Consider the following 26,432-nt stretch of genomic DNA (forward strand, 5'->3'; position numbering starts at 1 on the left):
AACCGTGCGGACGAGACCCGTACGAGGTCGGCTGTCCACTCGTGGGGCCGGCCGTTCGGTCAGCGGGAGCGGCCCGGCTGCGCGCGGCGGGTGGCGAGCAGGAGCGCTATGTCGTCCGGGCGGTCGGCCACGTGTCGGGCCTTGGCGGTGAGCCGGTCGGCGACCCCCGCGAGCGAACGGCCCCCCGGGCGGCCGGCGGGGGAACCGGCCCGGGCCAGGGCGACGCGCAGCGCGGTGATGCCCTCGTCGATGTCGACGCCGGGCGTCTCGACCAGGCCGTCCGTGTAGAGCGCGAGGATGGCGCCGGGGTCCAGCCGCAGCTCCGTCACCGGGTACCGGGCGTGCGGATCGACCCCGAGGACGACACCGCCGGGGATCTCCAGCACATGTGTGCGGCCGTCCGGGAAGCGGAGGAGCGGCGGCGGATGGCCGGCCCGGGCCACCCGGGCCAGACCGGTGAGCGGATCGAGCCGGATGTAACAGCAGCTGGCGAAGAGACCGGGGTCGAGGTCGATCAGAAGATGGTTGGTGCCGCTCATGACCTCGTCCGGCGGCCGGTCACCGAGCGCGAAGGCCCGTACGGCGCTGCGCAGTTGGCCCATCGTGGCGGCGGCCTGGACGCCGTGCCCCTGGACGTCGCCGATGACCAGCGCGAGCCCGTCACCCGACTCGACGACGTCGTACCAGTCCCCTCCCACGTCCATCCCCTGTGTGCCCGGCAGATAGCGTCCGACCGTCTCCACCCGCGGATGGGCGGAGAGGCGCCGGGGGAGAAGCGCCTGCTGAAGTCCCCGTGCGAGGGCGGCCTCGGTGTCGTAGCGCCGGGCCTTCTCCATGGCGTGCGCGATCAGCCCGGCGAGGGCCGTGAGCACCGTGCGTTCCTCGGTGCTGAAGCCCCGGGGGCGGTCGAAGCCCAGGATGCAGGAACCGACCGGACGCCCGGAGGCGATCAGGGGCAGGAAGGCGCGGGAGCCCTCGGTCGCGTCGAGGGGGACGCCCGGGTAGGCGGTCGCGAGCTGCTGCATCGACTCGAAGAAGAGCGGGCGGCCACTGGTGAGGGTCTCCACTCCCGGTATCCGCGCGTCGAGGCCGACGCCTTCGAACGGCGCGAGGAAGCCCTGCGGGAAGCCCGTCTCCCAGGCCAGGTAGAGATGGCGCTCCTGGAGCAGATAGATGGCGAGCCGGCCGCCCCCGAAGGCGGGCAGCAGCTCCTGCATCACGACCGCGGACACCTGGCGCGCGGTGACCGCCTCGGTCAGCGCGATCGCGAGGACGATCGGCCGGTACAGCGGCGCCATGGAGGTGACGTCGGCGGCCGTCCCGTCGCTCGGGCGCACACCGGCCGCCGAGGGTCCCTCGGTCGGCGGCGCGAGGCGGGGAGCCGGCTCGGCCATCCGGTTGGCGGGCACGACGGTGCAGGTCAGGATGTCGGGTCCGGGATAGACGGAGACCGCGAGCCAGTCACCGCCCCCGTGGAACTCCCGCGGAGAGTCCTCGCTGTACCGCAGGGGGCGTACGACGTGGAAGTGCACCGGTTCCAGCGACAGCAGGGCTTCGCGCAGGTGGTCCTCGTAGGCGGAGCGCTCCAGCCACGGCACCTCCTCGCCCAGGGGGCGGCCCAGGAGCCGCGTCCGCGGGCGGCCCAGCAGCCGGGCTGCCTGCTCGTTCGCGTAGACGATGAGCCCCAGCCGGTCGAGGCAGAACACACCCTCGGGGAGCAGGTCGGCCGCTCCGTCCGCCGCCGACCCGATGTCCGGATCGAGGACGAGGCCCCGGACCGCACACGGCCCGGGTGGCACGGCCGTGTCCTGCGTGTTCCACAGCTCCAGCAGCCGCAGACTGCCGTCGGACGCGTGCACAGGCAGGGGAAGGGGCGGCGGTCTTCCCGCCGCGGTCTCCCGCAGGGCGGTCAGGATCTGATGCGAGTCGGCTGCGGCCACGGCCTCCGCGAGTTCCTGCGGGGTGTCCGTGCGTCTGCCCGGTGCCACGCCGAGCAGGGCGTGCAGACGGCTGTCCGCGGTCACGACGCCGGACGCCGGATCCCAGGTGAACCGTCCGATGCGCCCGGCGGGCGGACGCGTGGCCGGCGGCCGTACGCAGAGAGGTTCGCCGTCCCAGGCGATGTCCGTCTCGCCGTCCTCCGCCAGCTTCCACAGAGCCTGTCCCAGGTCCTCGGCCAGCTGCGCCATGCGGTCACGGTCGGGCAGGACCTCGGTGGCGTCCGACGCCGAGGGCCGCAGAATGGTCAGGACGCCGTACGTCGTCGACCTGCCCACGACCGGCACGTACAGGGATCCGAACTGGAACGGCAGGCCGGCCGCGAACTGGGGGTAGCGGCGCATCGTTTCTGTCGCGTCCGGGAGCACCACCTGGACACCCAGCCGGAAGGCGTCCGCCACGGGGAACCTGCGGTCCACGTGCAGCCGCCACCAGGGGCGGAACAGCGGTCCGGGCAGCCCGGAGAGCACAGCCAGCCGTAACAGCCCGGGTGTGCCGGAGCGCAGGTACACACCACCCGCGAAGCCGCCGGCCGCGCTGATCGCCTCCGTGGTGACCCCGGTGAGCAGCGGGTCCAGGCGTCCGGGGATCCGGGTCTCGTGCTCGGCTCTCCCAGTCATCGGCCCTACCTCGTCCGTGCGCCGCCCGGGTGGCTGACACAGCAAGAATGCGCCACGAGGCCCCCCGCCTGCACCCGGGAGAGGCACTGCGCGCGTGAATCCGATGAGGCTACCGGGGTGTACGCGAACCGTGGGCGTCCGGTGGGAACCGCTGTTCCCCGGTTCACCCGCCCATGGCACCGGAGCGCATGCGGGACGGGAAAAAGAGGCTGGTCGGGTGCCTGGTCCACCCACCGCGCGGGCCGGCCCGCATTTACCGCCGAAGGAGGGGAACGTGGAACGTGGATCACATACGAGCCGGGAGAGGCGGATCGGAACAGTTCGCGGAGCAGATCACGGAGCGGATCCGGTCGAGGGAGCCACCGCATGGGATCAGGACAACCGCGGACCTCGTCCCGTGCGGCCCGTTCCGGCCTCGACGACCCGGCGCAGCATCGTGAGGAGTCCCATGACCACGTACGTCATCACCGTTCCCGGCACGTTCGTCAACGGCGTCGAGGACGCCGCGCGCTCCGACATCGAGCGCAGGCTCCGCCCCCGGGACCCGAAGAACACGGACCTGGGGGAGAGCGAGGAACTGAGCCTGCTGACGGTCGAGGAGGGCGGCATGTTCTCCGCCCGGATCGAGGTCGAGGCATCGGACCAGGCGAGCGCCGAGGCCGAAGCGGTCCAGCTGATCTCGCGGGCCCTGCGCGACAGCGGTTTCCCCGAGAAGGACGCTCCGCTGGGGCCGGCCTTCGTGACCGGCATCGACCGCGAGTTCTGAGGGCGAGTTCTGAGGGCGGGGAAGCCGGTTCCGGTCCGTCCCCGGCACGACGGGGGACGGACCGCCCGTGGCACTCGCCGGGAAGCGGGACAAACCCGCGCGCAGCACCTCTAGGCTCTGAGGCACACATACGTCGGGGGCTACGGCCGTGCACGCGCGGGAGTTGCGGATGGACTACTACGACCTCGGTACCCACGGCCGTGCCGTGACCACGGCGTCACCCGAGGCCCAGCTGTGGTTCGACCGCGGGCTGGTCTGGTCGTACGCCTTCCACCACGAGGAGGCCGTCGCCTGCTTCGAGGCCGCCGCCGCGGCCGACCCCGACTGCGCCATGGCCCACTGGGGCATCGCCTACGCCCTCGGCCCGAACTACAACAAACCCTGGGAGTTCTTCGACGGCGAGGACCTGGTCCGTACCGTCGACCGTACGCACGCCGCCGCGGAGCTCGCCCAGGAGAAGGCGGCCGGCGCCACCCCCGTCGAGCGGGCCCTGATCGCCGCGCTGCGCGCCCGCTATCCGCAGGCGAAGGCCGTCGAGGACTGCTCGGTGTGGAACGAGCCCTACGCCGACAGCATGCGCGCCGTGTACGAACTCGCCCCGGACGACCCGGACGTGGCCGCGCTCTACGCCGACGCGCTGATGAACCTCACCCCCTGGCAGCTGTGGGACCCGCGCACGGGGGAGCCGGCCGACGGTTCGCGTGCGGCGGCGGCCAAGAAGGTGCTGGAGCGGGCGATCGCCACCGACGCCGGGCTGCGGCACCCGGGGCTCCTTCACCTGTACATCCACCTGATGGAGATGTCCTCGGCCCCCGAGACCGCGCTGCCCGCGGCGGACCGGCTGCGCGGTCTGGTGCCCGACGCCGGCCACCTCCAGCACATGCCCACCCACCTGGACGTGCTCTGCGGCGACTACCGGCGCGTGGTGGCCGACAACGGCATGGCGATCGCCGCCGACGAGAAGGTCCTCGCGCGGTCCGGGGCGATGAACTTCTACACGCTGTACCGGTCGCACAACTACCACTTCAGGATCTACGGCGCCATGTTCCTCGGGCAGTCGAGGACCGCCCTGGAGACCGCCGCCCAGCTGGAGGCCGCCATCCCGGAGGAGCTGCTGCGGGTGCAGAGCCCGCCCATGGCGGACTGGCTGGAGGGCTTCCTCGCCATGCGGGTCCACGTCCTGATCCGGTTCGGCCGCTGGGCCGACATCCTGGAACTGCCGCTGCCCGCCGACCCGCGGCTGTACTGCGTGACGACCGCGATGCTCCACTACGCCCGCGGGGTCGCGTACTCGGCCACCGGCAGGATCGGCCGGGCCGAGACCGAGCGCGCGCTGTTCAGCGAAGCGGTCGCGCGGGTTCCGGAGACCCGGATGCTGTTCAACAACACCTGCGCCGACATCCTCGCGGTCGCGCGGGCGATGCTGGACGGTGAACTGGAGTACCGCAAGGGCAACCACGAGGCCGCCTTCGCCGCCCTGGAGCGGTCCATCGAGCTGGACGACGGCCTTCCCTACGACGAGCCCTGGGGGTGGATGCAGCCGACCCGGCACGCGTACGGCGCCCTGCTGCTTGCACAGGGGCGTGTCGCCGAGGCGGAAGCGGTCTACCGGGCCGACCTGGGACTCGACGACACGCTTCCCCGTGCTTCGCACCACCCCGGCAACGTCTGGGCCCTGCACGGGTTCCACGAGTGCCTCGTCCGGCTGGGCAGGGCCGGGGAGGCGCGGATCGTGGCCCAGCAACTGAAGATCGCCGCGGCCGTGGCCGACGTACCGATCGAGGCGTCGTGCTTCTGCCGCCTAGACGCGGTCCCCGCCGATTCGGCGCCCGGCAGCGGTTGTTGCTGAAGAGCCGCCGTTCCCTCTTGTCGCCGTCTCCTGGCTGACCGTACGCTGACAAGTCATAGAACTTCGGACGTGATTGACTGGGGGAGCCGTCATGTCCTGGGACCACAATGACTTCCGTGACGGGTTCGTCATACCGCCGATGCCGACCGCGCCGCCGCCCGCACCGGCGGACGGCTGGAGAGCGGCCGGGGTGGCGCTTCTGAACCTCTGCGGCCTCGGCCTCGGTTACGCGCTGGTGCGCCGCTGGTGGCTGATGGCCGCCTGTTGGGTCGCGACCGCGGTACTGCTCCTGGTGGCGCTGCCCGCGGACCCGGACGGCGTCCCCGGCGGAGCCCTCGTCGCGTACCTCGTCCTGCTCGCGCTCGCGGCCGTCCACGGCGCGGCCGTGGGTCTGCGGACCCGGCTGACGTGGCCGCCGGCGGCCTGGATCGCCGTCGTCCTCGGCATCGTGCTCCTGGCGGTACCCGCGGGAGGTGTCGCCCTGTACGGAGGCGCACGCGACGAAGCCACCGAACAGATGCTCCTGGACCGCCTGGAACGCACGGACAAGCTGGTCCGGGCGGCCGGGAGGCAGCAGTTCCCGACGGCTGAGCCCGACTACCGCCGGGCGCTGACCGCCTACAGCGGGCTCCGCAGCGACCATCCCGGCTCACGGGCGGCCGATCGGGTCCCCGACCGGCTCAAGTCCTTCTACACCACCGTCGCGTCCGCCTACGAGGAGAAGAACTACTGCACCGCGGTGGCGCCCCTGAAGTACCTGCGCACGGTCCCGCGCACCATGGACGAGAAGGAACTCGGCGCGCTGGCGAAATGGCCCGACGGCCGACTGGCCACCTCGCTCTACGAGTGCGGCACGCAGTCGCTGTCCGGCGGATCCGCGGACTGGGCGACGCACTACGGCGAACTGCTCCGGACCTTCCCACGGTCCGAACAGACCGCGAAGGTGGAACCCTCGGTCGAGGCGGCCGTCGACAAGGCCGTGCAGGACGTGCGCGGAGACAACCCCTGCAAGGCCGTCGAGCGCCTCGAAACCCTCAACACCCAGATCGTCGGACTGCCGGGAGAGGACGCCGGACAGGCCCCGGCCCTCGACAAGAACGCCGACCGGGCGGAGAGGAACGCGGAGTCGGGTACGTACGACTGCGGAGTGGACCAGTACAAGGAGAAGAGCTTCGCCGAAGCCGTCAGCACCATGAACGACTTCGTCAAGAACGCCGGGGGGCACAAGAACGCGGCCCGCGCCAAGAAGATCGCCATTGCCGCCGAGGTCGCCCAGACCGTGCCCGCCGCGGGCAAGCGCCTGCCGACCACGGCATCCGGCGGCGGCATCTCCGTCACCGTCAAGAACGACAGCCCCGACGACATCACGGTGCTGTACACGGGCCCGGTGACGGGCAGCTTCACTCTCAAGGCCTGCGGGAAGTGCACCTCCTACTCCCTCGCCAGCACGGTGACGCTGGGTTTCGAACCGTGCAGCGACAGTGGCAGGAACTACCCGCAGCGGACCATCCGGCTGCCCGTCGGTACGACGTACTTCGTGCACAAATCCAAGAGCGGTCTCGGAAACTCCCCGGCCTCGGACACCGCCAAACTGTCGTCCGGCTACATCTACACCGAATGCGCGTATACGACGAAGTACGGCTACTGACCCGAGCCGAAAGGGCGATATGCGCTGGGCGCCGGAATTGCGCTGATCCCGGGTCGGATCCATGCGGGCCAGGCACTCAGTGCCTTCTGCGGGCCCGGTGACGGGTGTGTGGATTCTGTGACCCATTGGCCGGGCGAGGATGCCGGGCCGATTGGCGGGTACGAATCCGGTAAACTATTGGATCTTGGTTTGGCTTGCAGATATATCCATGGCGCAATAGCTAGGTGAGTCATGAATCTTTTCAATCGAGGTGCCTCTCCCCGTCGCTCGGCCACACTCGTCGAACCGCAACGGCCCGACGGCCCACCCGATTTCCCCCAGGGCGGCCGGTCGGAACCGGACCTGAGAACCCTTACCGGGAACTGGGTCATCGACCCCGCGCACAGCCGGATCGGCTTCTCCGTCCGGCACGCCATGGTCACGACGGTGCGGGGCGCCTTCACGGACTACCAGAGCCGCCTCTTCTTCGACGGCCGTGACCCGTCCCGCTCGGGGGCCGAGATCATCCTGTCCACCGCCAGTGTCGACACGGGTGTGGATCAGCGCGACAGCCATCTCTCCGGCCGTGACTTCCTGGACTCCGGCGCCTATCCGCACATGCGCTTCCTCAGCACCGCCGTGAAGCCGGCGGGCCCCGACGTCTACCTGATGACCGGCGACCTCACCATCAAGGACAGGACGCGTCCCGTCGTCCTCGAACTCACCTACATCGGCTATGTCACCGACCCGTTCGGCTACGAGCGCGTCGGCTTCGACGGCACCACCACCATCAACCGCTCCGAGTGGGGCCTGACCTACAACACCAGGCTGGCCGAGGGCGGCGCCATGGTGAGTGACAAGGTCCGCCTCCAGCTCGACATCGCGGCCATCCGCACCACCCCGCAGCCCGGCTGAACGCCGACGGACACCCTCGCACGGCTCGTCGATGCCTGGGTGCGCGCCTGCCGGGTACCTGGTACGTGGACATGCTGGTACGGACGGCGGGAACGGGAGTGATCCGGTGGGGGTCAAGGCAATGGGCTGGGCGCATTCGTTTCCGGTGTCGGGCGGTGTGCGCGCCGGACGGGAGTGGACACGCGAGCATCTGGAGTCCCTGCCGTGGACCGAGGCCGAGCCGGACACGGTGGACGCCGTCGTGCTGGCCGTCTCCGAGCTGCTGACCAACGCCCATGTCCACGCGCACAGTGACGCGCATCTGGTACTCACCTGGGACGGCGACTGCCTCCATGTGAGCGTCCACGACGAGGACCCGACGCTGCCGCGGCAGCGGGACCCGGCGGCCGGTGAGGTGTCCGGCCGCGGGGTGGGGATCGTACGGATGCTCGCCGACGAGTGGGAGATGCGCTGCCAGCGGCACGGCAAGGTGGTGACGGCCTGCTTCCGCCCGGCCGGCTCCGACGCGCGGGACGAGCACATGTGGGGCGACCGTTCGCGGGACGACCACTCACGGGATGGCCGGTCGCAGGACGACCGGTCGCAAGACAACCGCTGAGGTCCGCTCGGGCGGCCGTTGTGCGTCCGTTGCCGCGTCCGCTGCCGCTGGCTGCCCGTGGGCTCCGTCAGGCTTCGCGGGCCGCGAAGGCGCCTTCGGCGGTGAAGACCTGTTCCGCGAAGCGTTCGCCGATACGGCGATGGGTGGCCGCGTCCGGGTGGAGCTGGTCGGGCAGCGGCAGTTCGGCGAAGTCGGCCTCGCCGTAGAGGCGGAGGCCGTCGAGGTGGTGGAGGTTCGGGTCCTCCTTCGACCGCTGGGCCACGATCCGGGCCAGCTCGTCCCGGATGACGCGCAGCGTCAGTTTCCCGGTCGCCTTCTCCGCCGGATCACCCATGGCCACGAACTCCAGCCGGCCCTCGTTCATGCGGGCGAGGTCGGGGGCGCTCGGACCGGGCGTGTCCTCGTGGATGGGGCACAGGATCGGCGAGACGACCAACAGCGGTGTGTGCGGGTGCCCTTCGCGGATCGTGTCGAGGAAGCCGTGGACGGCCGGGGTGAACGCGCGCATGCGCATCGCGTCGGCGTTGACCACGTTGATGCCGATCTTGACGCTGATCAGGTCGGCGGGGGTGTCCCGGAGGGTGCGGGCGGTGAACGGGTCGAGCAGCGCGCTGCCGCCGAGGCCCAGGTTGATCAGCTCCACACCTCCGAGGGAGGCGGCGAGGGCGGGCCAGATGGCGGTCGGCCCGGCGGCGTCGGAACCGTGGCTGATGGAGCTGCCGTGATGCAGCCACACCCTGCGCCCCCGATCGGTCGCGGGCTCGACCGGGGCGTCGGTGCGCAGGGCCACGAGCTCGGTGGTCTCGTTGTGCGGCAGCCAGATCTCGACGTCCTTGCCGCCGTCGCCGTTGCCCTCGGGCAGGCCGGTGAAGCGGACGGTGCCCACCGGACCGGTCCGCAGTTCGGCGCTCCCGGTGGTCATGTCGATGGTCAGGGTGTTGCCGTCCCGCACACTGCCCCGGCCGGCCAGGACGCCGTCGACGAGCAGTTCGTAGAGGCCGTCCGGGCGGGGCGGGGCCCCCGTGTAGACACGCTTGGTGGGCAGCGTGTCCAGTTCGACGGTGGTGGCCCGGGTGCGGAAGGCCAGACGTACGCCCGAGGGCTGGGACTCGGCCATGGCCAGCTGACCGTCGGCGTACTGGGCGCGGACCCAGGCGGGCAGGCGGTGCGGCAGTACGCCGTGCTCGGTGCGTTCCAGGTCGAGGGCGCCCCGCAGGAGGTCCGCGGTGATGGGTGTGGTGATCCAGTTGACTGTGCTGTCAGCCGCGTCGGCTGAGGTGTTCTCGCTGCGCATGGCTTCGACCTTGTCGTTTCTTCTTTTTTGGGAGAGAGGGGCGGGCGGGGCTACTGCTGGGCGGGCCAGTTCCGCAGGAGGGCGTCGAGGGCGTCGAGGATCCTGACCCAGGTCTCCTGGGAGTCGGGGGCGCTGTGGCTGAATCCGCCCCCCAGCTCCAGGCTGACGTAACCGTGGAAGACGCTGCCCAGGAGGCGGACCGCGTGGGTCTGGTCCGGTTCGGTGAGGTCGTAGCCGCGCAGGATGGCTCGCGTCATCTGCGCGTGCCTGCTCCCGGCGCTGGCGGCGGCCGCCTCCGGGGTGAGCTTGAGCTGGGCGGCGGCGTAGCGGCCGGGATGCTCTCCCGCGTAGTCGCGGTAGACGTTCGCCAGGGCGATCAGGGCGTCCTTGCCGGCGCGTCCGGCCAGTGCGGTGGCGCCTCGGTCGGCGAGCTCCTCCAGGGCGAGCAGGGCGATGCCGGTTCTGAGGTCCTGGGAGTTCTTCAGGTGCGAGTAGAGGCTTGCGACCTTTACGTCGAATCTTCTGGCGAGGGCGGAGACGGTGACCTGGTCGAAGCCGACGTCGTCCGCGAGTTCTGCGCCTGCTTGGACCAGGCGTGCTGCCGTCAGGCCTGCGCGGGTCATGAGGGCTCCTCCCGTTTGGAGGGCTCAATTATGCATTTGCCTAAAGGGTTTAGGCAAATGGGTGAGCCCTTAAGGGGGGTTTCGTTCCGGGGTGCGGGTCGGTGGGGGCTGGGTGCGCCGTTCCCCGCGCCCCCGAAAGCCAAAGATTGCGCCGTTCCCCGCGCCCCTGAAAGACCGGGGCTGGGCGCGTGGGTTCCCTTGCCCCCGTAAGCAGAAGATTGTGCCGTTCCCCGCGCCCCTGAAAGACCGGGGCTGGGCGCGTGGGTTCCCTTGCCCCCGTAAGCAAAAGATTGCGCCGTTCCCCGCGCCCCTGGAAGCGAAAGGCTGCGCCGTTCCCCGCGCGCCTCAGGGGGCGACCGCCGCTGCGTCAGTGGGGGATGGTGTCGATCAGGTCGCGGGCGCCCTGGCGTAGGAGTGCTACGGCCACGGATGTGCCGAGGGTGGCGGGGTCCAGGCGGCCGGCCCACTCGTGGGCGTTGAGCTGGGTCTTGCCGTCCGGGGTGAACACGCAGGCGCGCAGGGAAAGTTCACCGTTGCGCCCGGCTGTCGCGTAGCCGGCGATCGGCGAGTTGCAGTGGCCTTGGAGGACGTGCAGGAACATGCGTTCCGCGGTGGCCTCGCGATGGGTGGCCGGGTCACCGAGGGCACTGACGGCATCGATGACCGTGGTGTCGCCCTCACGGCACTGCAGGGCGAGAATGCCCGCGCCGATCGGCGGCATCATCGTCTCGGGGGAGAGGATCTCGGTGATCACATCGGTGCGTTCGATGCGCTCAAGGCCCGAGACCGCGAGCAGCAGCGCGTCCGCCTCACCGGCGGCGAGCTTCGCCAGGCGCCGGTTCGCGTTGCCCCGGAACGGCACGCACTGCAGATGCGGACGGGAGGCGGCCAACTGCGCGACGCGGCGTACGGACGAGGTCCCGATCCGGGTGCCGGGCGGCAGCTCGTCGAGGGAGAGCCCGCCCGGGTGGATGAGCGCGTCCCGGATGTCGTCCCGCTTGAGGAACGCGGCGAACATCGTGCCCGCCGGGAGCGGCCGGTCGGCGGGCACGTCCTTGACGCAGTGCACCGCCAGATCGGCCACACCGGCCAGGAGCGCGGCGTCGACCTCCTTGGTGAACGCCCCCTTGCCCTCGACCTGGGAGAGGTCGCCCATCCACTTGTCGCCGGTCGTCTTCACGGGGACGACCTCGGTGCGCGTTCCGGGATGGAGCGCGGCCAGTTCGGCCCGTACACGCGCCACCTGTGCCAGGGCCATGGGCGAGTCGCGGGAGACGATGCGGATCAGCTCGGGAGCGTGCATACGCCCCACGATAGACCGTGCGGCACACGCGAACTGTGCCTCGCCCGCAGGGGTCTTCAGTGGCCCGGGTGGTCCCGGTCGTCCTCGGCCGACGGCAGGATGTTGGAGCCCTCCGCCCAGTGGTTGACCCAGCCGCAGTACGAGCAGGCGTAACGGTTGTTGAGCCCGCTCACCTGGGCCCCGCACTGGCGGCAGTCCGTCGTGGTGATCTCCGCGCCGGGCGCCGGGGCCGCGACGGCGTCACTTGACCCGGTTTCCGGAGACCGCTCCTGCGTCATGCGGGCAGCGTACCCGCGGGTGCCGCATCCGCGGGAAGGGTCGTCACACCGGCAGCACGCCGGGCATCGCACCGGGAAGGGGTGGCCGGGACCGAACGGTCCCGGCCACCCCTGCTCCTTCCCGTCACGGGAGCCCGGCCGCCGGCCGCCGCCCCCGGTGGGCGGCCGGCCGAGGAAGGTCCATCAGCTGGTGGGCATCAGGACGGTGTCGATGATGTAGACGTTGGCGTTGGCGGTCTTCACGTTGCCGCAGACGACCTTCGCGGAGTCGTTGACCTTGTAGGACTCGCCCGAGCCGGCGGTCGTCAGCTTCGACTTCTCCAGCGTCGGGAAGGAGCCGTTCTCCAGGTCCTTCGGAGCGAGCTTCTGACCCACGACGTGGTACGTGAGGATCTTCGTCAGCGTGGCCTTGTCGGCGAGGACCTTGTCCAGGTCGGCCTTCGGGATCTTCGCGAAGGCGTCGTTGGTCGGGGCGAACACCGTGATGTCCTCGGCGTTGTTCAGGGTGTCGACCAGACCGGCCTTCTTCACGGCCGTCACCAGGGTGGAAAGGGCCGGGTTGTTGGAGGCGGCCGTGGCGACCGGGTCCTGGGCCATGCCGTCGAACGAACCGGAACCGCTCTTGGGCACGGACGCACAGCCCGGGCCGAACGGCTCGTCCTTCGAAGCGGTGTCGCCGGAGCTGCCCATGCTGTCGTCGGACCCGGTGGTGGCGGCCGACGCCTTGCTGGAGGAGTCCGACGTGGCGGAGTCGCTGCCGCTGTCGGAGCAGGCGCTGAGGGACAGCGGGAGAACGGTGGCCGCGGCCACGATCACGGCGATACGGCTGATGCGAGTGTTCATGGTGTTTCTCCTATGGGTTGACGCGGCCGCAGCCGCGTTCGTTCGGGGGTGGGCGGGGGTCGGAAAAGTCGCTCGGGGCGTATGGCTTGAGGTAGTTGGCTTGTGGTGTCACTTGGTGTCACTCGACGGTCACCACGACCGAGTGCCGGCCGCTCGCGCCGTCGGGGACGGTGCCGGTGCGCTTCTCGGTCTGCACGGCGCCGGTGCGGTCCGTGGCCCGGACGGTGAGGGTGTGACCGCCCTTGGCGGCCCGCCAGTCGTAGGACCACTGACGCCAGGTGTCGCGGGAGTCCTCAGCGGCGAGCCGGGCCTCCTGCCAGTCGCCGTCGTCGACACGGACCTCGACCTTCGCGATGCCTCGGTGCTGCGCCCAGGCGACCCCCGCGACCATGACCGAACCGGCCTCGGGGCGGGCGAACGGCTTCGGGGTGTCGATCCGGGACTGTGTCTTGACGGGCGCCTGCCGCGCCCACTTCCGCTTGACCCAGTAGGCGTCGTAGTCGTCGAACGAGGTGAGTTCGATGTCCTTGATCCACTTGCAGGCCGAGACGTAACCGAACAGGCCGGGCACCAGCATCCGGACCGGGAAGCCGTGGGCGAAGGGGAGCGGTTCCCCGTTCATCCCTACCGCGAGGAGGGCGTCACGGCCGTCCATGACGTCCTCGACCGGGCTGCCGATCGTCATGCCGTCGACGGAACGGGCCACCAACTGGTCGGCGCGGCCGTCCTTCGAGGGCGGTTTCACCCCGCACTCGGTCAGCAGGTCGGCGAGCCTTACGCCTGTCCAGCGGGCGTTGCCCACGTACGGGCCGCCGACCTCGTTCGACACGCAGGTGAGCGTGATGTCGCGCTCGATCAGTTCGCGCCGCAGGAGGTCGTCGAAGGTGAGGGTGACCGGCCGGGTGACCCCCTTGCCGTGGATCCGCAGCTTCCAGGTGGTCGCGTCCACCTTGGGCACCACGAGTGCGGTGTCCACGCGGTAGAAGTCCTTGTTCGGGGTGGTGAAGGGACTCACGTCGCGGATCCGCAACTGAGCTCCTCGGGGCACCGCGTCCGCGGGAGAGGCCGGGGTGGGCAGTACGACGTCCGCCCGTGAGGCCGCCGCTTCGCGGCTCTTCGAGCCGCTGAGGGCGCGGCCCAGAAGTCCCGTACCGGCGGACGCGGCGGCGGCAGCGGTCGCCAGGATCACGAAGCCCCGGCGGTCCCAGTCGGTGTCGCGGGACGAGTCGTCCCGCGACGAAACGGTGTCGTCGGTCGCCGGGCCCCGGATCCGGAGCCTGCCGATCAGGAAGAACAGCAGCGCCGCGGCGACCACCGCGCCCGCCACGGAAGGCAGCGCGTCGGTGAGCCCCGTCGAGTCGGGCCGGCTGAGCGCCGCCGCGGCCCCGACCACACCGAAAAGCAGAACTCCGGCGGCCCCGATTCTCCGGTATCGCAGGGCGAATACACCCAGGGCGATCGCGAACAGCACCAGTGCGGCAAGAATGCCGAGCTGCAGGACCAGTTTGTCGTCGGTGCCGAAATTCCGGATCGCCCAGTTCTTCACGGGTGCGGGGGTGCGGTCGATCGCCGCACCCCCGACCGCGATGACGGGACCGGCTTGCGGACGCACCCCCACGGCCACCAGCTCGGCGACGGCTAGCGCGGCGAAACCAGCCAGCAGGCCGCTGAGCGCACCGAGCGCCGACCGCACCGGGCTGCGGGTAATTCGCGGTTGCTTCCTGTCGTCCGTCACGTGGGGAATCCGGTCCTGAATGCCGCCCGGATTGGTCGGTCACCCGATCCGGCACACTTCTTTTTCGGACCAATCCACGGGGCCCCTGGCTACGGATCAAGTAAATTCAGGTGCGTGAATACTTGCTGTTGTACAACCGGATCATGATCTATCACATAGTGACGCTCGGTGAGTGGACTGCCCGCCCTCATGCCCCGTACGCGCCCGCTTCCCTCGCACAGGACGGTTTCATTCACTGCGCTCCCGACGAGGAGACCGCCCTGGCCGTCGTGAACGCCTTCTACCGGTCCTCGCCGAGGCCGCTGCTCGCGCTGGTCCTCGACGAGGCCCGGCTCACCGCACGGCTGGAGTTCGAAGCGGCGGATCCCACCCCGCCGCCCGGCGTCGGCGCGCGCATCCTCTTCCCCCACCTGTTCGGTCCCGTGAACCGGGACGCCGTCGAGCGTGTCCTGGAGATCCGGTGGGACGACGACGGCCGGGCGGCGGGCCTTCAGTCCCGGGAGCCGCGCGAGCGTTCGTAGTGCCGCCGTACCCGCTCACGGTTGCCGCAGTCGCCGCTCCGGCACCACTGCCTGGTGTGGCTGCGACTGCGGTCGAGGAAGAACCACCCGCAGCCCGGCCCCTGGCACCGCCGGAGCTGGGCCAGCGGCCCGGCCAGCAACTCCGTCGCCTCCAGCGCCAGGAGCCGTACGGCGGCGGAGCACCGGCTGAGGGCGGGGCGACAGCGCCCGCTTCGGAGCAACTGCCCCTGTAGCACGTACTCGTGGTGCTCGGGAACGCTGTTCCCTGTCACCCGTAAAGACCGGCAATGTCCGCAGTCGTGTTTCGTTCGGTGAATTGTGTCTACCGGTAGTACATGGTCCAGTCGATGCGCGAGACAGAACGAAAGTACGAGGTCCCTTCACCCGCGGATACCTCCTGGCTGCCCGAGTTGGAGCGGGTGGACGGTGTCGCCGCGGTCGTCGAGCGCGGTCCCGAGGAGCTGGACGCGGTCTACTACGACACCGACGATCTCCGCCTGGCCGGCTCCTCGGTCGTGCTGCGCCGCAGGACCGGTGGCGCCGATGCCGGGTGGCATCTCAAGCTGCCGCTGTCGGGCGACAGCCGGGAGGAGATCCGCTCGGCCCTCACCGACACCGTCCCGGACGCCCTGCTCGACCTGACCAGGTCCCGCACCCGCGGGGCGGGGCTGACCCCGGTGGTCCGTATCCGCTCAACACGCGAAATACGCCACCTCGTTGACGCCGACGGCGCGATGCGTGCCGAGCTGTGTGTCGACTCGGTCCACGCGGAGTCCCTGCGCGGGGACGGCAGGCATGCCGCGTGGAACGAGCTGGAGGTCGAGCTGGCCGAGGACGCCGACCCCGCCCTCCTCGACGCCGTGGAGAAGAAGCTGCGCAAGAAGGGCATCGCGCGGGCGCACTCCCCGTCCAAGCTGCTCCGGGCTCTCGACGAGACTGTGACCACCAGGGCCGCCGCACCCGCCGCACCCGCCGCACCCGCCGCATTCGCCGCATCCGACGGGACCGGGGGTTCGGACCCCGATCAGGCGGGCGCCCAACTCCTGGCATACGTGCACGAGCAGATCCGCGCGCTGACCGCCCTCGATCCGGCCGTGCGACGAAACAGGCCCGACTCGGTGCACAAGATGCGGGTCGCCTGCCGTCGTCTGCGCAGCTGCCTGAGGTCCTACCGGTCCGTACTCGACCGTGAGGCCACCGACACGATCCGCGGCGAGCTGAAGTGGCTGGCCGGCGAGCTGGGCGCCGAGCGCGACCAGGAAGTACTGATGGAGCGGCTCAGCGGGGAGATCGACGCACTGCCGGGCGAACTGGTCCTCGGCCCCGTCGCCGCACGGCTACGGGTGTGGAACGTCGTCGACAGCACGGAGTCCCATCTGCGCAGCCTCGACGCGCTGGGCTCGCGACGCTACCTCGACCTGCTCGACTCCCTCGCCGTGCTGCTGGAGCACCCGCCGCTGCGGGCCAAGGCCGCCAAGGACGCCGACCAGGTCATGGCCAAGGCCGTCCTCAAGGAGTACGGGCGACTGGCCGGACGCATGACCGACGCCCTGGAGCTGTCGCCCGGCCCTGAGCGCGATGTGGCCCTGCACGAGGCGCGCAAGGCGGCGAAGAAGGTCCGCTACGCGGCGGAGGTGGCCCGTCCGGCTCTCGGGAAACCGGCCAAGAGTCTGAGCAAGCGGGTCAAGTCGGTGCAGAAGGTGCTCGGCGACCACCAGGACAGCGTGGTGGCCCGGGGCGCCCTCAGGGACCTCGCCGTCGCCGCCCAGACCGCGGACGAGGCCGGCTTCACCTGGGGCCTGCTGTACGGCACCGAGCAGGCCCGCGCGGAGAACAGGGAACGGGAGCTGCCCTCCGTATGGGACCTCGCCTCCGATCCCGGCCCGCGCGAGAAGCTCGGCCGCTAGGGAATCCCCGACAGCCGCCCGTGCCCCTACGAGCCCGCGCCCCCGGACTCCGCGGAGGTGCCGGAATCCTTCGGCAGGAGGGAGTCCAGGTCCGCCGCGAACATGTCCGGGGCGAACATCAGGTCCTGGGCGTCGGGCGTCGGGTCGTTGTCTCCGTCCGGGCCGAGCAGCCCTTGCTCGGTCCAGATGCATTTGCCCGTCCGCGTGTACCGCACCCCCCAGCGCTCGGAGAGCGCCGTGATCAGTTGCAGTCCGCGGCCTCCCTCGTCGCTCTCCGACGCGCGGCGGATACGCGGCATCGTCAGGCTGCCGTCGAAGACCTCGCAGATCAGCTCGGCGCCGTACAACAGCCGTAGCCGGACAGGGCCCTTGGCATGGCGTACGACATTGCCCACCAGCTCGCTGACCAGCAGTTCAGTGGACGGAACGAGGTCGTCCAGGCCCCAGTCGGCCAGTTGTCCGCGGACATGGCGGCGGGCCTGGCCGGCTGCCCTCGGGTCCTTGGGGAGCGGCCAGGCCGCCATCCTGTCCTCGGGCAGGGCGTGCAGACGGGCGACGAGGAACGCCGCGTCGTCGGCGGCCTGCTGCTCGGCCGGCAGCAGACCGGCCGTCAGGGTGTCGCAGAGGCGCTCCAGGTCCTTGTCGGTGCCGTCCTCGTGCGTGGTGCGCAGGAGCCGGGCCAGGTCGGCCATGCCCGCGTCGATGTCCCGCTTCGCCGACTCGACCAGACCGTCGGTGTAGAGCACCAGCAGACTGCCCTCGGGCACCGTGATCTCGACCGTCTCGAACGGCGGCTTCGCCGCGCCCAGCGGCGGATCGGCGGCCGGCTCCGGGAAGTGGACGCTGCCGTCGGGGTGGACCAGGGCAGGCGGCGGATGGCCCGCACGGGCGATGGAGCAGGTCCGGGTGGTGGAGTCGTAGAGCGCGTACAGGCAGGTGGCGTACGACTCCTCGTTCATGCCGCCGACGATGTCGTTGAGGTGGCTCATGATCTCGTCGGGGGGCAGTTCGAGGTCGGCCAGGGTGTGCACGGCGGTGCGCAGTCGGCCCATGGCGGCGGCCTCCGGCAGCCCGTGCCCCATGACATCGCCGACGACGAGGGCGACCTGGCCGCCGGAGAGCGGGATGATGTCGTACCAGTCGCCGCCCACGTCCATGCCCTGGCCCGCGGGGAGATAGCGGGCGGCGGCCGTGCACGCGGCCAGTTCGGGCAGCCCCTGGGGGAGCAGGCTGCGCTGGAGCTCGCGGGACCGGGCGTGCTCGGCGTCGTACAGCCGGGCCCGTTCCAGGGCCTGGGCGACGAGGGCGCTGATCGTGCTCAGCAGGGTGCGTTCCTCGTCGGTGAGCAGGCGCGGCCGGTCGAACGCGACGACGCATACGCCGAACGTGTGCCCGGACGCGGCCAGCGGCAGGAACGCCCAGGCCTGTTTGCCGGCCCGAGCCGGCATGTCGACGTGGGTCGGCGAGTGCGCGGCGAACTCCGCCACGGAGGACAGGAACAGTGGAGTGCCCGACACGATCGGCTCCCAGTCCGGGTCTTCGGGACCCCGCGGGCGGCGGTCGAGCAGGTCCAGGAACTCCTGCGGGTAGCCGACGGAGCCGACGTGGTGGAGCCGGTCGCCCTCGACGACCTGCATCAGCAGCCCGGTGGCGTCGAACGGCGGCAGTACGCGTCGGGCGACCGCCTCCACCACGTCCCGGGTGGTCGTCGCCTTGGCGAGATCCGTGGTCAGCTCGGTCATCCGGGCCGCCCGCTCGGCCGTGGCGAGCTCGGCCGTCCGGCGTTCCTCGGCCTGGCGCCGCATGTCGGTCACGTCGGTGAAGTAGAGGGTGCGGCTGTCCGGTCCTGGAACCAGCCGCAGGTGGTACAGGAGCCCGGTGTCGGGCGTGGGCACGTCGAAACCGACGGGTTTCTCCTGGGCCGCGGCCTCCCGGCAGCGCTCCTCCAGGCCGGGGACACGTCGCGCGGAGGGCAGGTCCCACAGGACGCGCCCGAACAGCTCCTCCTCGGAGAAGCCCAGGATGCGTTCGGCCTCCAGGTTGGCGAAGGTGATCCGCCACTGCTCGTCCACGGACAGGAAGCCGTCGCTCATATGGCGCAGGGCGCGGCTGAGGGCGTCACGGGCGCTGCGGGACTCGCTGCTCTCCCAGCCCACGCCGATCATCCGCAGGGCCTCGCCCCGGTCGTCGTACGTCGCCCGGCCGCGGGCTCGCGTCCAGCCGTACGAGCCGTCCAGTCGCCGCACCCGGTACTCGGCCTCGAACACGGTGTGGTCGCGGATCGCCCGCTGTGCCGCCGCCAGTGCGGGGGGCAGGTCGTGGGGGTGGACGATCCGCATCCAGTTCTCGATCCGCCCGGTGAAGTCGGCGGCGCTGGTGCCGTAGAGCTCCAGGGCCGCCTCGTCCCAGATCAGCTCACCGCTGCGGATGTCCCAGTCCCACGATCCGACGCTGACCTCCTTGAGCGCCTGCCGCAGACGTTCACCGTGCAGTTCGGTGTGTACGGGCCCGGACGGCATCGGCGCCTGGAGGATGCGTTCCTCGGCCCAGACGACGACGGCCCGCAGGAAGTCCCACTGCTCGGGGGTGGGTTCGCCCCGGTCTCCCGTCAGGAGGGTGAGCGCGCCGATGCGGCGGTCCTCGCTGGACACCGGCAGGGCGGCGAGGCCGGACCCGGACCGGAAGGTGTCGTTGGAGCTCAGCGGGACCCACACGCCGTTGCCCTGGTGGAGTGCCAGGGCCGGGGCGGACGGCCCCTCCTGGTCGACGATCTCCCATGAACGGGTGAGGGCGGACGGCAGGCCGGCCGCCGACACCAGTCTCAGGGCGGACATGGGCCCGCGCAGGTGGATCGCTCCACCCAGTGCGCCCAGCTCTCCCATCGCGTGCTCAAGCGCCAGCCGGAAGACCTCGCTTTCCGTGGCACCGGGGGCCACCGTGTGGAGAAGATCCAGCCGCGCGTTCATATGGCGAACCTTAACGCTCCGACCTCGAACGAAACCTTGCTTCTCGGGCAGGCCTCCGGTGGAAGCTCGGACGCGCGGCCGACTCCGATGCCAGATCGCCGGTCCGAACGAACGGCCGTTGAGCCCGAGCAGGACGCCGAGAGCGGGGAGGGCGGGGGAGTGCGGGTCACGCTGCCGCGTACGCCCGGTGTACCGCTGATCCGGCTCACGTCGGCCGGATAGCGGGCGGGCCGGGCCCTCGGCGGAGTGGGGGAATACTTCCATCGGAGGCCCGGTTGTACCGCACATGAATGACATGGCCCCATCAATTGAGGTGGGTGTCCAGGGGTGTGAAAGGAGACGTTCATGGCTGCCAGAGGTACGCGTCCGGTGGTGACGTTGATGTCCACTGCCGGGACCGGTGCGACCTATGTGACGCGGAAGAGTCGTCTGAACGACCCCGACCGACTGGTCCTGCGCAAGTACGACCGGGTGGCGGGGGAGCACGTTCTCTTCCGCGAGGAGCGATGAACCAGGCCGTTGCCCTTCGGCGTACGGCTGCAAGGAAGGAAACCCCATGAAGCTCGGTATTCATCCCGTGTCCCGCCCGGTCGTCTTCCGCGACCGCGCCTCGGACGCCACGTTCCTCACCCGTTCGACCGCGCCCTCGGCGACGACGACCGAGTGGGAGGACGGCAACACCTATCCGCTGATCGACGTGGAGGTCTCGTCGGCCAGTCACCCCTTCTACACGGGGACCGCGCGGGTCGTCGACAGCGCGGGCCGGGTGGAGCGGTTCGAACGGCGTTACGGCCGCACGGCGTCGATACCCCGATGAGTCCACGCCCGATGAGTCGACGCCCCGACGCCCCGATGAGTCGATGACGACCGGCCGGAGTCCCGGCGGGAGGAGAACGCGGTCATGAAGGTGCGCAAGTCGTTGCGTTCGCTGAAGTCCAAGCCCGGAGCGCAGGTGGTGCGCCGGCGGGGCGTGGTCTTCGTGATCAACAAGAAGGATCCGCGTTTCAAGGCCCGTCAGGGCTGACGCGACGCGGCACGCGGCTGGGCCCGGCCCCCCAAAAAAGGGGGGCCGGGCCCTGTCCGTGTCACGGTCGATCTCATCGCCTCGGTCGCACGCGGCCGGATTGACGGATTGGCGTCCGTCCTCGCTGGGCAGGGAGCCAGGGAATGTCATGTCATGTCATGTGCACGACTACCTTCCCCCCACAAGGAGGTCGACCATGCACGTCCGTAAACTGACCAGTGGACTCGCCGCCGTCCTGGCGGTGACCTTTTCCCTGCTGGGTGGCCAGGCCGTGGCCGCCCCGGCCCCGGTCGCGGACCACATCGCCGCCGCCCGGGTCCTGACCTACGACGCGAGCGGTTCCGCGGAGTTCAGGACCGCGGTGGACCGAGGTGCCGCGATCTGGAACGAAAGCGTCGACGCCGTCGAACTGCAGCCCGCCGCGTCCGGACAACGCGCCAACATACGGGTCCTGGCGGACAACGGCTGGCCCCGCGCCCAGACCACCTCGCTCGGCAACGGAACCGTCTACATCGGGCGGCAGGCAGTCGATCAGGGTTACAACACGATCCGCATCTCCGCCCACGAACTGGGGCACATCCTCGGTCTGCCGGACCGTAAGCCGGGCCCGTGTTCGAGTCTGATGTCCGGTTCCAGCGCGGGAACCGCGTGCACGAACCCCTACCCGAACGCGGCGGAGAAGGCCGAGGTCGAGGGCAACTTCGGCGGTGAACTCACGCGGACGGGCGGAGCGGTACCGGTCGGCGTCATGATCGTGGACTGACTCGACGCGCGCCGAGTCACCGAGTCGCCGAGCACCAGGCACCAGGCATTAGGCACCAAGCACCGACTCGCGACTCGCAGGGAGCCGTACGCCCGTACGCCCCGGAACGCATGTGGCGTTCCGGGGCGTACGCGCCCGATCCGAAGTCCAGGTCTGCCCCGGTACGCCTGTCAGTGGGTGTCGACGTCGGCGTGGGTGTCGGCGAGCAGCCCGATCCGGGCCGTGATGTGTTTGCCGACCGGCTCTCTTCGGACCTCGAAGCCCTCACAGACGGCCATGACGATCTCCAGGCCGTGCTGCCCCACCCGTCCAGGGTCCGCCGCCCTGGCCACCGGCAGTACCGGATCGCTGTCCCAGACGGCCACCTCAAGCAGGCCGCCGACGATCCGCAGAGCGAGCAGGACCGGCCCCGGCGCGTATTTCAGGGCGTTGGTGACCAGTTCGCTCACCACCAGCTGGGTCAGGTCCATCGCCCGGGCCGTGACCGGCACGCCGTGTTCGGCCTGGGCCTGTGACAGGAAGTCGGCCGCGAGATGACGGGCCTCGGCGATGCAGAGCGAATCGCCTTCCAGAGCAACAGTGGTCTCTATACGGCCACGCTGCGGCGCCATACGGCCTCCGCCCTTGATCAAAGATTCCATGCAGTCCGTCCTCACCCGGTGCTCGCCCGCATGTACCCCCTCTTTCGCGACCTACGCATCCGCTGTCGGCGAAATTCGACCGGGTGATCCGGCGAGGACTTCCAGGCGGAAACGGAAGATCCGCCGCGCATACCGGTGGGAGTAAGCCCGAAGAGCGCGGGTAGTGGCCCCATGTCGCGGGAAAGCGGGACGTGGAGCCTGGGGAGGTCGCACGTCCCGCTTTCCCGCCGTTCTCGCGAGCCCGTTCTTCGCCTTGCGGCTGTTCCTGGCACGCCCCGGAACAAGGTTCGGCAGGCAGGCACATCGACCATCAGCGATCGCGGATCCTTTGAACGCGGGACATGGCTCCCTGCGTATCCCTGGTGACCGGGAGCAAGGCTTCAGCGAGGGATGGACATGGGCAACGCGGGTGCCGCTGCAAATGAGTGGGTCGCCGGAAGGTACCGGCTTCAAGAGGTCGTCCACCACGAGGTGGGCTGCGTCTGCTGGTACGGGGAGGACATCGAGTACGCGCGTCCGCGGCTGCTGACACAGACGCAGCTGCCGCCCGATCCGGTGGAGAATTGGGCCGGGCCTGCCGCCGCACGGATCAGACACGCGTCCGAGGTCATGGGACTGCGGTGTCCGGGCGGGGTGGCGAGCGTCATCGACGTCGTCGAGGAGTCCGGCAGCCTCTGGACGGTCGTCGAATGGATCGACGGGATGCCCCTGGGCGAGTTCCTCGACCAGTACGGGCCGCTCGACCACGCGCGGGCCGCCCGTATCGGGCTCGACGTCCTGGACGTGCTGGAGTCGGGGCACGGCGAGGGCCTCGTGCACGGCGAGTTGAGCCTGGGCCAGGTGTTCGTTCGCGACCACGGCGGCGTGGTCGTCTCCGGGTACGGTCTGGCGGGCGCCGGTCCCACGGCACGGATCGGCGCCCCGGCGTACGCGGCCCCGGAGCAGGCCCGTGGCGGGTCCTACGGCTCGTCGGCCGACCTGTGGGCGCTCGGTGCGCTGCTCTACACGATGACCGAGGGGCGCCCGCCCTTCCGTGACCGCGGCCAGTCCGATGCGACCCTCAAGGCGATCGTGAGGTTGCCGCTGCGCAGCCCGCGGCACGCCGGCCCGCTCGCCCGGATCATGCAGGGACTGCTCCGCAAGGACTCCCGCGAACGCCTCACGGGGCCCGTGGTCCGCGACGCCCTCGTCCGTATCGTGAACGAGGATCCCGCCGCCGCGGAGGCGTCGCTTCCGGAGTCACGGCCCTCGGCTCACCGCGTGCTGAGCATGGCCCGGGGCGGAAAACACCTCGGCCGTGCGGCGCTCATCGGGACCGCGGTGGCCGCTGTCGTCGCCGTGACGATGACCGCTCTCGCCGCGACCGGCGACGGTTCGGGGGACGACGTCTCGGCGTCCGACGCGACGGCCTCGCGCACCGGCCCCGTCCCGACCGGCGACGGGAACGGAGCGGGTACGCCACCGTCCGGTACCGCGTCCCCCACGACCTCCCCCTCGCCCTCCGCGTCCTCCACCGCATCCGCTTCCTCCTCCCCTTCGCCCTCTTCCTCGTCCGCGTCCTCTTCCTCAGGTGCGGGGAAGCTCCCGGCAGGTTTCCGCGTCTTCACGGCGTCGGAGGGCTTCGCCGTCGCCCTTCCCAAGGGCTGGAAGCGACTCGGCACGAACCGCGCAGGGGACGGCTCCTACCGGGTCGTCTTCGGCGCCGACGGCGATCCGCGGGACCTGGCCGTCACCTACAGCACGCGGGTCGGCTCCGACCCGGTGGCCGTGTGGCGGGACACCGTCGAGCCATCGCTGCGAAAGGAGTCCGGCTACGACCGGTTGGGCGCGATCCGCGCGACGACGTACCAGGGGCGCGAGGCCGCGGACATGGAGTGGGTCGACGAGTCCGAGGGCACCCGGGTGCGTACCTTCGGCCGTGGGTTTCTCCTCGGGGGCGGCGAGGGTTTCTCGATCCGCTGGGCGACACCGGCCGCCGACTGGGGAAACGCGGGCAACCAGCAGGCGTTGAGGACTTTCCTGGCGACCTTCCGTGGGCTGCCGGACTGATCGGTCCCCCCGATCAGCTTTCCGTCGGACCGCGTGTGTGCTCGCCTGTGCGTCCGCCCGTGCCTCCGCGGGTGTGATCCATGGCGTGCCATTCGGGTCGCAGTCCGGTCAGGCTCGTGGTGAGGAGGTACGCGATGCCGCCGGCCGACAGCACCGGTGCCAGTCCGACGGCGGCCACGGCCGCTCCCGCGATCAGCCCGCCGAGGGGGATGCCGGACCAGGCCAGCGAATCACCGAGCGCGTTGACCCGGCCCAGCAGGGGGCGTGGAATGCGCTCGAAGAAGACGGCGCCGATGACCGGGTTGATGAAGCCCGCGCCGAACCCGCTCACAGCGAAGACGACAAGTACGGCACCCTCCGTAACGCGCCCTTTCCGGATAAGTGGTCCGTGTCCGGGGCGGTGTCCGTCACGACTTGTCCGGGTTCGGGTCCGCCTCGGACGTACCCGGCTCCGGCAGCAGGTGGGTGATCACGGAGAACCGTTCGGCTCCCTCGGGCGCCGACGCCGCGGCCTCGGGCGTGTCCTGGCGATAGCGGCCGACGACACCCCGCAACTCCTCGTAGAGACCGGAGGCTTCCTCGGGGGTCAGCCGCAGGACCCAGTCGCTCATGTCGAAGGTGTCCCGCCACGCCCGGGGCATGGTCTGGAGCTCGCCCAGTGCCCGCTCCGTGCGCGCGGTGTGGACGGCGGCGACGGACTGCAGATAAGCCAGGGTCGCCTCCGGCTCCCGCTCGACCAGATCGTGGTCGTTGAACCACGTCCTGCTGTGCGCCGACCGCCACCAGCGTTGCCGCGTTCGGTGGCCGTCGACGCGCCGTGCTTTCGCAGCAACCCCAGCAACTGCACCCGGACCGGGTGCGCGAGGGCCCGTAGCCCCTTGGCGTCCAGAACGGCCGTGTAGACCGCAAAGAGTTCTTCGCCAAGACTTGTTTGCGAAGGGCTCTTTGCGAAGAACCTGTGCGAGTTGACGGTCTTCCGCTGTTCGGCGGCTCCCAGAGCGGCGCGATCGCTCCTAGGGGTGGCGGCCGGGGCCCTCGGTGTGGGGAGACAGTGGGGTGGGGGAGAGGTCCGTCGGTTCCTCGCCGCTCTCCAGCAGCGTGTTCGCGGAGCCGATGATCCGTGGATCGGCCGTGCCGACGGCCTCCTCGTCCTTCGCCGTGTAGTCGCAGAGCAGGAGCACATGACGCATGGCTTCGAGGCGGGCACGGCGCTTGTCGTTGCTCTTCACCACGGTCCACGGCGCGTACGGGGTGTCCGTCGCACGGAACATGTCGACCTTCGCCTCCGTGTAGGCGTCCCACAGGTCGAGGGAGGCCAGGTCGGTGGGGGACAGTTTCCACTGCCGGACGGGGTCGACCTGGCGGATGGCGAACCGGGTGCGCTGTTCACCGCGCGACACCGAGAACCAGAACTTGACCAGCGTGATGCCCTCGTCGGTGAGCATCTTCTCGAAGACGGGCGCCTGAGTGTGGAAGAGCCGGTACTCGGCCGGGGTGCAGAAGCCCATGACGCGTTCGACCCCGGCCCGGTTGTACCAGGACCGGTCGAAGAAGACTATTTCGCCGGCCCCCGGGAGATGGGGGACGTAACGCTGGAAGTACCACTGCCCGGCTTCCTTCTCGGTGGGCTTGTCCAGCGCCACCACGTGGGCACTGCGCGGGTTCAGACGTTCGGTGAACCGCTTGATGGTGCCGCCCTTGCCCGCCGCGTCGCGTCCCTCGCACACCACGACGATCCGCCGGCCGGTGTCCCGCACCCACTTCTGCAGCTTGAGGAGCTCGATCTGCAGGATCCGCTTCTGCCGCTCGTAGGACTGACGGCGCAACTTCTTCTCGTACGGGTAGTTCTCGCGCCAGGTGTCGAGGGGTTTGCCCTCGCCGTCCAGGAGGACAGGCTGCTCGGGTCGCTCCTCGTTCACCAGCAGCCCGGCCAGCAACTCCGTCTCGACGGACGATTCGTCTCCGCCGACGGAGGCGGGTGCGTTCAGAGGGTCAGCCACATGTGGTCCCTTCGTAGCCGGGGCAGCCGCGCCCGCCGACGGACCGGCGTATGAGTCCCGCCTCCGTCGAAATGGCGTGCGACCGAGTGTCCGGCGCCGTGCGGAACGGTCA

The 26,432-nt window shown here is 70.4% G+C and carries 23 protein-coding genes and 2 pseudogenes; 12 read left to right on the plus strand and 13 right to left on the minus strand.

Annotated features, from left to right (window positions below; all coding sequences use genetic code 11):
- Nucleotides 1–59 precede the first annotated feature (59 nt).
- Nucleotides 60–2,618, minus strand: coding sequence for a SpoIIE family protein phosphatase (locus ACIOKD_RS32255; RefSeq protein ID WP_402091036.1), 2,559 nt, complete (start codon nt 2,616–2,618; stop codon nt 60–62).
- A gap of 448 nt (nt 2,619–3,066) precedes the next feature.
- Between ACIOKD_RS32255 and ACIOKD_RS32260 the strand changes: the two genes are divergently transcribed.
- The 5 genes from ACIOKD_RS32260 (at nt 3,067) to ACIOKD_RS32280 (ending at nt 8,373) form a co-directional block, all read left to right on the plus strand.
- Complete coding sequence (locus ACIOKD_RS32260) at nt 3,067–3,384, plus strand: hypothetical protein (protein WP_402091038.1); 318 nt, start codon at nt 3,067–3,069, stop codon at nt 3,382–3,384.
- Nucleotides 3,385–3,553: 169 nt separating this feature from the next.
- Nucleotides 3,554–5,233, plus strand: coding sequence for a hypothetical protein (locus tag ACIOKD_RS32265; protein ID WP_402091040.1), 1,680 nt, complete (start codon nt 3,554–3,556; stop codon nt 5,231–5,233).
- A 91-nt stretch (nt 5,234–5,324) separates the two neighbouring features.
- A complete protein-coding gene (locus tag ACIOKD_RS32270; protein ID WP_402091042.1) occupies nt 5,325–6,881 on the plus strand; it encodes a hypothetical protein in 1,557 nt (518 codons plus the stop codon).
- Between the two features lie 231 nt (nt 6,882–7,112).
- On the plus strand, nt 7,113–7,775 hold the full coding sequence (locus tag ACIOKD_RS32275) for a YceI family protein (RefSeq protein ID WP_402091044.1): 663 nt from the start codon (nt 7,113–7,115) through the stop codon (nt 7,773–7,775).
- 106 nt (nt 7,776–7,881) lie between these two features.
- Nucleotides 7,882–8,373: an ATP-binding protein gene (locus tag ACIOKD_RS32280; RefSeq protein ID WP_402091046.1), complete on the plus strand. Its 492-nt coding sequence runs from the start codon at nt 7,882–7,884 to the stop codon at nt 8,371–8,373.
- A gap of 67 nt (nt 8,374–8,440) precedes the next feature.
- Here ACIOKD_RS32280 and ACIOKD_RS32285 read toward each other — a convergent pair whose 3' ends face one another.
- From ACIOKD_RS32285 to ACIOKD_RS32310, 6 genes are all read right to left on the minus strand, one after another.
- On the minus strand, nt 8,441–9,667 hold the full coding sequence (locus ACIOKD_RS32285) for a GDSL-type esterase/lipase family protein (protein WP_402091048.1): 1,227 nt from the start codon (nt 9,665–9,667) through the stop codon (nt 8,441–8,443).
- A gap of 50 nt (nt 9,668–9,717) precedes the next feature.
- Entirely contained in the window at nt 9,718–10,290 is a 573-nt protein-coding gene (locus tag ACIOKD_RS32290; protein ID WP_402091050.1) for a TetR/AcrR family transcriptional regulator, read from the minus strand.
- Between the two features lie 367 nt (nt 10,291–10,657).
- Nucleotides 10,658–11,593: a hydroxymethylbilane synthase gene (gene hemC / locus ACIOKD_RS32295; RefSeq protein WP_402091052.1), complete on the minus strand. Its 936-nt coding sequence runs from the start codon at nt 11,591–11,593 to the stop codon at nt 10,658–10,660.
- Nucleotides 11,594–11,649: 56 nt separating this feature from the next.
- Nucleotides 11,650–11,871 carry a hypothetical protein gene (locus tag ACIOKD_RS32300; protein ID WP_402091054.1) on the minus strand — a complete coding sequence of 74 codons (222 nt, stop codon included), beginning with the start codon at nt 11,869–11,871 and terminating at the stop codon, nt 11,650–11,652.
- A gap of 183 nt (nt 11,872–12,054) precedes the next feature.
- The gene (locus ACIOKD_RS32305) at nt 12,055–12,714 is read right to left on the minus strand and encodes a fasciclin domain-containing protein (RefSeq protein ID WP_402091056.1); all 660 of its coding nucleotides are present in this window, start codon (nt 12,712–12,714) and stop codon (nt 12,055–12,057) included.
- Nucleotides 12,715–12,832: 118 nt separating this feature from the next.
- Nucleotides 12,833–14,449 (minus strand): sulfite oxidase, encoded by a 1,617-nt coding sequence (locus tag ACIOKD_RS32310; protein ID WP_402091058.1) that lies wholly within the window; start codon nt 14,447–14,449, stop codon nt 12,833–12,835.
- Nucleotides 14,450–14,592: 143 nt separating this feature from the next.
- Here ACIOKD_RS32310 and ACIOKD_RS32315 point away from each other — a divergent pair, with 143 nt between their 5' ends.
- Entirely contained in the window at nt 14,593–14,970 is a 378-nt protein-coding gene (locus ACIOKD_RS32315) for a DUF952 domain-containing protein (RefSeq protein ID WP_402091060.1), read from the plus strand.
- Here ACIOKD_RS32315 and ACIOKD_RS32320 read toward each other — a convergent pair.
- On the minus strand, nt 14,940–15,242 hold the full coding sequence (locus ACIOKD_RS32320; protein ID WP_402091062.1) for a CGNR zinc finger domain-containing protein: 303 nt from the start codon (nt 15,240–15,242) through the stop codon (nt 14,940–14,942). The two genes, ACIOKD_RS32315 and ACIOKD_RS32320, sit on opposite strands and share 31 nt — an antisense overlap.
- A 63-nt stretch (nt 15,243–15,305) precedes the next feature.
- On the opposite strand from ACIOKD_RS32320, the gene ACIOKD_RS32325 reads away from it, so the two are divergent.
- Nucleotides 15,306–16,877 carry a CHAD domain-containing protein gene (locus ACIOKD_RS32325; protein ID WP_402091064.1) on the plus strand — a complete coding sequence of 524 codons (1,572 nt, stop codon included), beginning with the start codon at nt 15,306–15,308 and terminating at the stop codon, nt 16,875–16,877.
- 26 nt (nt 16,878–16,903) lie between these two features.
- On the opposite strand, the gene ACIOKD_RS32330 is transcribed toward ACIOKD_RS32325, so the two are convergent.
- On the minus strand, nt 16,904–19,843 hold the full coding sequence (locus ACIOKD_RS32330; RefSeq protein ID WP_402091066.1) for a SpoIIE family protein phosphatase: 2,940 nt from the start codon (nt 19,841–19,843) through the stop codon (nt 16,904–16,906).
- A gap of 345 nt (nt 19,844–20,188) precedes the next feature.
- Here ACIOKD_RS32330 and rpmG point away from each other — a divergent pair, with 345 nt between their 5' ends.
- From rpmG to ACIOKD_RS32350, 4 genes are all read left to right on the plus strand, one after another.
- Nucleotides 20,189–20,353 carry a 50S ribosomal protein L33 gene (gene rpmG / locus ACIOKD_RS32335; RefSeq protein ID WP_402091068.1) on the plus strand — a complete coding sequence of 55 codons (165 nt, stop codon included), beginning with the start codon at nt 20,189–20,191 and terminating at the stop codon, nt 20,351–20,353.
- A 46-nt stretch (nt 20,354–20,399) separates the two neighbouring features.
- A complete protein-coding gene (locus ACIOKD_RS32340) occupies nt 20,400–20,660 on the plus strand; it encodes a type B 50S ribosomal protein L31 (protein ID WP_402091070.1) in 261 nt (86 codons plus the stop codon).
- Nucleotides 20,661–20,744: 84 nt separating this feature from the next.
- Nucleotides 20,745–20,867, plus strand: coding sequence for a type B 50S ribosomal protein L36 (gene ykgO, locus ACIOKD_RS32345; protein ID WP_266451931.1), 123 nt, complete (start codon nt 20,745–20,747; stop codon nt 20,865–20,867).
- Nucleotides 20,868–21,063: 196 nt separating this feature from the next.
- Complete coding sequence (locus ACIOKD_RS32350) at nt 21,064–21,630, plus strand: snapalysin family zinc-dependent metalloprotease (RefSeq protein WP_402091074.1); 567 nt, start codon at nt 21,064–21,066, stop codon at nt 21,628–21,630.
- Between the two features lie 170 nt (nt 21,631–21,800).
- On the opposite strand, the gene ACIOKD_RS32355 is transcribed toward ACIOKD_RS32350, so the two are convergent.
- A complete protein-coding gene (locus ACIOKD_RS32355) occupies nt 21,801–22,271 on the minus strand; it encodes an ATP-binding protein (RefSeq protein WP_402091076.1) in 471 nt (156 codons plus the stop codon).
- A gap of 396 nt (nt 22,272–22,667) precedes the next feature.
- Here ACIOKD_RS32355 and ACIOKD_RS32360 point away from each other — a divergent pair, with 396 nt between their 5' ends.
- A complete protein-coding gene (locus ACIOKD_RS32360; protein ID WP_402091078.1) occupies nt 22,668–24,320 on the plus strand; it encodes a protein kinase in 1,653 nt (550 codons plus the stop codon).
- A 13-nt stretch (nt 24,321–24,333) separates the two neighbouring features.
- Here ACIOKD_RS32360 and ACIOKD_RS32365 read toward each other — a convergent pair.
- From ACIOKD_RS32365 to ppk2, 3 genes and pseudogenes are all read right to left on the minus strand, one after another.
- Nucleotides 24,334–24,675, minus strand: a pseudogene (locus ACIOKD_RS32365) (MFS transporter); the annotation flags it as partial.
- Nucleotides 24,676–24,727: 52 nt separating this feature from the next.
- Nucleotides 24,728–25,209, minus strand: a pseudogene (locus ACIOKD_RS32370) (ArsR family transcriptional regulator).
- A 124-nt stretch (nt 25,210–25,333) separates the two neighbouring features.
- Nucleotides 25,334–26,320, minus strand: coding sequence for a polyphosphate kinase 2 (gene ppk2 / locus ACIOKD_RS32375; RefSeq protein WP_402091080.1), 987 nt, complete (start codon nt 26,318–26,320; stop codon nt 25,334–25,336).
- Nucleotides 26,321–26,432 lie beyond the last annotated feature (112 nt).

This window comes from Streptomyces sp. NPDC087844 (assembly GCF_044742785.1).
Classification (GTDB): domain Bacteria; phylum Actinomycetota; class Actinomycetes; order Streptomycetales; family Streptomycetaceae; genus Streptomyces.

Excerpts from the sequence above, each read along its gene's own strand:
- ACIOKD_RS32285 (WP_402091048.1), bottom strand. The coding sequence starts at position 9,667 with ATGCGCAGCGAGAACACCTCAGCCGACGCGGCTGACAGCACAGTCAAC.
- ACIOKD_RS32300 (WP_402091054.1), bottom strand. The coding sequence starts at position 11,871 with ATGACGCAGGAGCGGTCTCCGGAAACCGGGTCAAGTGACGCCGTCGCG.
- ACIOKD_RS32275 (WP_402091044.1), top strand. The coding sequence starts at position 7,113 with ATGAATCTTTTCAATCGAGGTGCCTCTCCCCGTCGCTCGGCCACACTC.
- ACIOKD_RS32330 (WP_402091066.1), bottom strand. The coding sequence starts at position 19,843 with ATGAACGCGCGGCTGGATCTTCTCCACACGGTGGCCCCCGGTGCCACG.
- ACIOKD_RS32360 (WP_402091078.1), top strand. The coding sequence starts at position 22,668 with ATGGGCAACGCGGGTGCCGCTGCAAATGAGTGGGTCGCCGGAAGGTAC.
- rpmG (WP_402091068.1), top strand. The coding sequence starts at position 20,189 with ATGGCTGCCAGAGGTACGCGTCCGGTGGTGACGTTGATGTCCACTGCC.
- hemC (WP_402091052.1), bottom strand. The coding sequence starts at position 11,593 with ATGCACGCTCCCGAGCTGATCCGCATCGTCTCCCGCGACTCGCCCATG.
- ACIOKD_RS32350 (WP_402091074.1), top strand. The coding sequence starts at position 21,064 with ATGCACGTCCGTAAACTGACCAGTGGACTCGCCGCCGTCCTGGCGGTG.
- ACIOKD_RS32305 (WP_402091056.1), bottom strand. The coding sequence starts at position 12,714 with ATGAACACTCGCATCAGCCGTATCGCCGTGATCGTGGCCGCGGCCACC.
- ACIOKD_RS32270 (WP_402091042.1), top strand. The coding sequence starts at position 5,325 with ATGTCCTGGGACCACAATGACTTCCGTGACGGGTTCGTCATACCGCCG.
- ykgO (WP_266451931.1), top strand. The coding sequence starts at position 20,745 with ATGAAGGTGCGCAAGTCGTTGCGTTCGCTGAAGTCCAAGCCCGGAGCG.
- ACIOKD_RS32290 (WP_402091050.1), bottom strand. The coding sequence starts at position 10,290 with ATGACCCGCGCAGGCCTGACGGCAGCACGCCTGGTCCAAGCAGGCGCA.
- ACIOKD_RS32255 (WP_402091036.1), bottom strand. The coding sequence starts at position 2,618 with ATGACTGGGAGAGCCGAGCACGAGACCCGGATCCCCGGACGCCTGGAC.
- ACIOKD_RS32340 (WP_402091070.1), top strand. The coding sequence starts at position 20,400 with ATGAAGCTCGGTATTCATCCCGTGTCCCGCCCGGTCGTCTTCCGCGAC.
- ACIOKD_RS32265 (WP_402091040.1), top strand. The coding sequence starts at position 3,554 with ATGGACTACTACGACCTCGGTACCCACGGCCGTGCCGTGACCACGGCG.
- ACIOKD_RS32325 (WP_402091064.1), top strand. The coding sequence starts at position 15,306 with ATGGTCCAGTCGATGCGCGAGACAGAACGAAAGTACGAGGTCCCTTCA.
- ACIOKD_RS32260 (WP_402091038.1), top strand. The coding sequence starts at position 3,067 with ATGACCACGTACGTCATCACCGTTCCCGGCACGTTCGTCAACGGCGTC.
- ACIOKD_RS32315 (WP_402091060.1), top strand. The coding sequence starts at position 14,593 with ATGATCTATCACATAGTGACGCTCGGTGAGTGGACTGCCCGCCCTCAT.
- ACIOKD_RS32355 (WP_402091076.1), bottom strand. The coding sequence starts at position 22,271 with ATGGAATCTTTGATCAAGGGCGGAGGCCGTATGGCGCCGCAGCGTGGC.